Source organism: Bradyrhizobium genomosp. I (2014) (assembly GCF_000261685.1).
Classification (GTDB): Bacteria; Pseudomonadota; Alphaproteobacteria; order Rhizobiales; family Xanthobacteraceae; genus Bradyrhizobium.
Genome location: NZ_AJQE01000288.1, coordinates 1 through 5,106, shown reverse-complemented (window position 1 = coordinate 5,106; position 5,106 = coordinate 1). Strand labels below are relative to the sequence as shown.

At 65.9% G+C, this 5,106-nt stretch carries 6 protein-coding genes and 1 pseudogene; 6 read left to right on the top strand and 1 reads right to left on the bottom strand.

Annotation, left to right across the window (positions count from 1 at the left end; translation table 11 throughout):
* A partial coding sequence (locus IC50_RS26480) for a glutamate--tRNA ligase family protein (RefSeq protein WP_035711579.1) occupies positions 1 to 437 on the top strand: 437 nt, incomplete at its 5' end.
* Positions 438 to 505: 68 nt separating this feature from the next.
* Positions 506 to 1,774: an ATP-binding protein gene (locus IC50_RS26475; protein WP_035711577.1), complete on the top strand. Its 1,269-nt coding sequence runs from the start codon at positions 506 to 508 to the stop codon at positions 1,772 to 1,774.
* On the opposite strand, the gene IC50_RS26470 is transcribed toward IC50_RS26475, so the two are convergent.
* Positions 1,701 to 2,594 (bottom strand): YihY/virulence factor BrkB family protein, encoded by an 894-nt coding sequence (locus tag IC50_RS26470; protein WP_035711574.1) that lies wholly within the window; start codon positions 2,592 to 2,594, stop codon positions 1,701 to 1,703. The genes IC50_RS26475 and IC50_RS26470 overlap by 74 nt on opposite strands.
* A 297-nt stretch (positions 2,595 to 2,891) precedes the next feature.
* Here IC50_RS26470 and IC50_RS26465 point away from each other — a divergent pair, with 297 nt between their 5' ends.
* From IC50_RS26465 to IC50_RS26450, 4 genes and pseudogenes are all read left to right on the top strand, one after another.
* Positions 2,892 to 3,086 carry a twin transmembrane helix small protein gene (locus IC50_RS26465; protein WP_035711572.1) on the top strand — a complete coding sequence of 65 codons (195 nt, stop codon included), beginning with the start codon at positions 2,892 to 2,894 and terminating at the stop codon, positions 3,084 to 3,086.
* Between the two features lie 89 nt (positions 3,087 to 3,175).
* The gene (locus IC50_RS26460) at positions 3,176 to 3,748 is read left to right on the top strand and encodes a cob(I)yrinic acid a,c-diamide adenosyltransferase (RefSeq protein ID WP_035711570.1); all 573 of its coding nucleotides are present in this window, start codon (positions 3,176 to 3,178) and stop codon (positions 3,746 to 3,748) included.
* A gap of 126 nt (positions 3,749 to 3,874) precedes the next feature.
* Positions 3,875 to 4,624: an electron transfer flavoprotein subunit beta/FixA family protein gene (locus IC50_RS26455; protein ID WP_035711567.1), complete on the top strand. Its 750-nt coding sequence runs from the start codon at positions 3,875 to 3,877 to the stop codon at positions 4,622 to 4,624.
* Positions 4,624 to 5,106, top strand: a pseudogene (locus IC50_RS26450) (electron transfer flavoprotein subunit alpha/FixB family protein); the annotation flags it as partial. The gene IC50_RS26455 and the pseudogene IC50_RS26450, both read left to right, overlap by 1 nt.

Below are 5,106 nucleotides of genomic sequence, written 5' to 3'. Positions count from 1 at the left end.
TGGCGGCGGCCTGCCGGCGCGTCGCTGGCCTGAGCTGGAATGAACGGGGCGAGGGGCCCGATGGCGAGCGCGGCATCGTCCCGGCGCGGCCGGAAGCGTGGGGCGACGTGATCCTGGCCCGCAAGGAGACGCCGACCAGCTACCATCTGTCGGTGGTGGTCGACGACGCGCTCCAGGGCGTCAGCGAGATCGTGCGGGGCCAGGACCTGTTTCACGCCACCTCGGTGCACCGCCTGCTCCAGGTCCTGCTCGGCCTGCCCGAGCCCGCCTATCGCCATCACCGGCTGATTCGCGATGAGGCGGGCCGGAAGCTGTCGAAATCGAGCCGCTCGACCGGTCTGCGCGCCTTGCGCGCGGCCGGCATCACGCCTGCCCGCATCCGCCAGCTGGTGGGATTAGATCAAGTTTCTCTGGGGGTTAGCAAAACGTCGCCGTGACTCCGGGTGTTCCTCCGTGCCATGCTCGGCCCGCGCGGGGTTCGAAGAGAGTACTTCGAAGGGGATTCATGGCGGCGAAAACGCGTCCAGTGCGCACCACGCGGACGTCCAGGCGGCTGCCTCGGAAGCGGTCCGGGGCGGCCGGAAAGGTGCGTGAGCGCAGCACCAAGGCGGTCGCGCCGGACGTGGTTCAGGCGGCGCTGGCCGCCTTTGCCCATGAGGTCCGCACCCCCCTGACCGGCATTCTGGCGATCAGCGACCTGCTCGCGACGTCCGACCTCGGCGAACGGGAGCGGCGCTGGGCCGACACCATCAAGGCCGGTGCCGAGCATCTGGCGAGCCTTGCCACGCTGTTCGTGGATGCCGCCAGAACCGGCAAGGGAGCGGGAAAGGGCGGCAGCGCGCTGCGACAGGACCTGTTCGATCTGCGGACGCTCGCCCGCAGCGCCGGGGATTCGCTAGCCGGCCGCGCCGCGGCCAAGGGTCTCCAGGCCGAGGTCGAGATCTCCGAAAAGCTTCCTGGGCTCGTGGTTGGTGATCCGGTTCGCCTGCGCGCCGCGCTCGAGAACCTGATCGACAACGCCGTGAAATTCACCGACCAGGGCGGCGTGGCACTCGCGGTCGAGCCGTGGCGTCCCGCCAAAGGCAAAGCGAAGGGCAAGGGCAGGATCGGCGTTGCCTTCGCAGTGTCCGACAGCGGCATCGGCCTGACCATGGCCGAGATCAAGCGGCTGTTTCGCCCGTTCACCCAAGCCAATGTCACCATTGCCTCACGCTTCGGCGGGGCCGGCCTGGGGCTCTCCTCGGTCAAGCAATTGGCGCGTGCGATGGGCGGCGACATCACCGTCGCTCCGCGCCGCGGTGGTGGCGCCACCTTTACGTTGACGGTGTCGCTGGACGCCACGGGATCGGACAAGAGCAGCAAGGCGAAGGATGGCGGCGGGGCCGAGGCGGTGGCCGCTCTTCGCGTGCTCAGCGTCGAGGACAATCCGTTCGGCCGCGTCGTGCTCAACACGATCCTGACCGAGCTTGGCCATCATGCCGAGTTCATCGGTCGCGGCGAGGATGCGGTCGGCCGGCTGGAGCAGGGTGCTTTCGACGCGGTGCTGATGGACATGGTGCTGCCGGGCATCGACGGCATCGAGGCCATCAGGCGGATCCGCACGCTGCCGACGCCGCTGGCTCGTATTCCGATCATCGGCGTGTCCGGCCGCGGCGAGGACGAGGCAGCCTCGCGCGCGGCCGGCGCCGACGCCTTCCTGGTCAAGCCTGTGTCTCCGCGGGCTTTAGCGACTGCGCTGCTTGAAGCGACACGCCGTGAGGAAGCCGCGACTTGATGATCGCGGCGTTGAGTTCGCCGCCGTAAACGAAGATCGCGGCGATGAAATACAGGAACACCAGCGCGATGATCACCGATGCGAGCCCGGCATACATGGTCACGTAGTTGTTGGCGAAGCGCGCCAGATACTGTCCGAACACGACGCCGGAGACCAGCGAGGCCACCACCGTGAAGATGATGCCCGGCATGATCTGGAGGAAGCTGCGCCGTCCCGCCGGCAGCCAGGCGTGCAGGATGAACAGCGCCACCACCAGCGCGCCGATGGTGATGCCGTAGCGCAGCCAGGTGAGAATGCTTTCGTTCGATTCGACGAACAGGGGAATGTGTTGCCGCGCGGCCTCGATGATCAGCGGACCGAGCACGATCAGGAATGCCATCGCGAGGGCAGTGAAGGCGGCAATCAGCGTGTAGGCAATCGATTCCAGCCGCAGCCAGTACCAGCGCCGCATCTCCACCACCGCATAGGCGCGGTTGAGCGCGACCCGCAGCGCCTCGACGCCGTTGGAGGCGAAATAGACCGACAGTACCGCGCCGATCGTCAGCACGCCGGTGCGGGTCGTGGTCAGCACGTCGTGGACCTCGCCCGAGATCGAATCGGCGACCTGCTTGGGCCAGACCTGGAGCATCAGGCTGGCGGCCTGGTCGGCGAGTTCCTTGGAGCCGACGAAGCCGGCAAGCGAGGTCAGCACGATCAGGAACGGAAACAGCGCCATCAGCGTCGACAGCGCAATGTGGCTTGCGATCGCCCAGCCGTCGTCGGCAAGGAAGGTGTAGAACGCATCCATCACGACGACGTAGATGTAGCGGATCGCCTTCACGGCTTGCCCCAGCTTCGCCTCTCCCCGCTTGCGGGGAGAGGCCGGAATGCGCGCGCAGCGCGGATTCCGGGTGAGGAGGAGTCTCCGCGAATCCCACTGTCACTATTCCCGCGAAGAGTCACCCTCACCCGCCGCGCGTTCCGCACGTCGGCCTCTCCCCGCAAGCGGGGAGAGGCGAAGAACGCCGGCAATGATCGCAGATCGACATTCATCCGGCTAGCTTCTGATATTATTGGCATAAAAGCCAGATCGGGAACGCCATAGCGAACCGCCGCGCACGGTGTTATCTACCCTCAGATGGCATCTCTCCTGAGTACTTTCATCCTGCCGGCGGCTGCCGGCGCCGTGGCGCTGGTGCTGCTGCTCGGGCTCGTCAACATGATGCGCGGCGGCTCGCCCAACACCTCGCAGAAGCTGATGCGCTGGCGCGTGCTGCTGCAGTTCGTGGCGATCATCATCGCGATGCTCGCGGTCTGGGCGATGGGGCGCTAGGACATGATCCGGACCCGAAGGGCCGCGTTAGCGCAAAGTGTGAAGCGGTTTTCCGACAGGATCATGCCCCAAAATTAAGAGGCCTCTCCATGGTCGCACTCAATCGCATCTACACGAAGACCGGTGACGACGGCACGACGGCGCTCGGAACCGGCGAGCGGCGTCCGAAATATGATCTGCGCATCGAGGCCTATGGCACAGTTGACGAGACCAATGCCGCGATCGGCGTGGTCAGGCTCCACACCTCGGACATGCCCGAACTCGATGCGATGCTCGGCCGCATCCAGAATGATCTGTTCGACCTCGGCGCCGATCTCGCAGTGCCCGAGCGGGAGGGGAAAGCCGAGCGTCTGCGGGTGGTGACGAGCCAGGTCGAGCGGCTCGAGCGCGACATCGACACGCTCAACGACCAGCTCGCGCCGCTGACCTCCTTCGTGCTTCCCGGCGGCAGCCCGGCCGCTGCCAGTCTGCATGTGGCGCGCACGATATGCCGCAGGGCGGAACGCGTGATCGTGGAACTGGCGGCCCGGCCCGGCGAGCCGGTCAACGCGGCTGGCATCCAATATATGAACCGCCTGTCCGACTTCCTCTTCGTGGCTAGCCGGGCCACCAACGGCAATGGCGCCGGCGACGTGCTCTGGGTTCCCGGCCAGAACCGCTGACCCATCGAGCTCCCGCATTTCAGGAGGTCAAAATTAGACCTGTTCGCGCGTTGACCGGGGCAGATCAGGCCTTTAGGTTCCGCGCCAGTTGATAACCCCCCTCCCAAATTGAGTGAAAGAGGATCGATGAAGGTCTTAGTGCCGGTAAAGCGGGTGGTCGATTACAACGTCAAGGTCCGCGTCAAGGGCGATGGATCGGGCGTTGAACTCGCCAACGTCAAGATGTCGATGAACCCGTTCGACGAAATCGCGGTCGAGGAAGCGCTGCGCCTGAAGGAAGGCGGTAAGGCCACCGAGGTCGTGGTGGTCTCCATTGGACCTGCGCAGGCATCGGAGACGATCCGCACTGGCCTCGCCATGGGCGCCGACCGCGGCATCCTGGTGAAGGCCGAGGGCACGGTCGAGCCGCTCGCGGTGGCCAAGATCCTGAAGAAGGTCGCCGACGAAGAGCAGCCCGGCCTGATCATCCTCGGCAAGCAGGCGATCGACGACGACAGCAACCAGACCGGCCAGATGCTGGCTGCGCTGCTGGGCTGGTCGCAGGCGACGTTTGCCTCGAAGCTCGAGGTCGAAGGGTCTGACTTCAAGGTCACCCGCGAAGTCGATGGCGGCCTTCAGACCGTGAAGCTGAAGGGACCGGCGATCGTCACCACCGATCTCCGTCTCAACGAGCCGCGTTACGCCTCGCTGCCCAACATCATGAAGGCCAAGAAGAAGCCGATCGCGGAGAAAACCGTCGCCGATTATGGCGTCGACGTCGCCGCGCGTCTCGAGGTTCTCAAGACGACGGAGCCGGCGGGCCGCAAGGCGGGCGTCAAGGTCAAGGACGTCGCCGAGCTGGTGTCGAAACTCAAGAACGAAGCCGGGGTGCTCTGATGACGACGCTTCTGATTGCCGAACACGACAATGCGTCGCTCAAGGACGCGACCAACAAGGCCCTGACCGCGGCAGCCGCACTCGGCGCGGATGTCGAGGTGCTGGTCGCCGGCCAGAACGCCAAGGCCGCAGCGGATGCCGCCGCCAAGCTCGCCGGCGTCAAGAAGGTGCTGCTCGCCGACGGCGAGACTTACGCGCATGATCTCGCCGAGCCGCTGGCCGCGCTGATCATCTCGCTGGCGTCCGGCTATGACGCGATCGTCGCGCCCGCGACCTCGCGCTTCAAGAACGTGATGCCGCGTGTCGCCGCCCTGCTCGACGTCATGCAGGTCTCGGAGATCATCAAGGTGGTCGCGCCCGACACCTATGAGCGTCCGATCTATGCCGGCAACGCCATCCAGACCGTGAAGTCGAGGGACGCCAAGAAGGTCATCACGGTGCGGACCTCGACCTTCGCTGCTGCGGGCGAGGGTGGCAGCGCG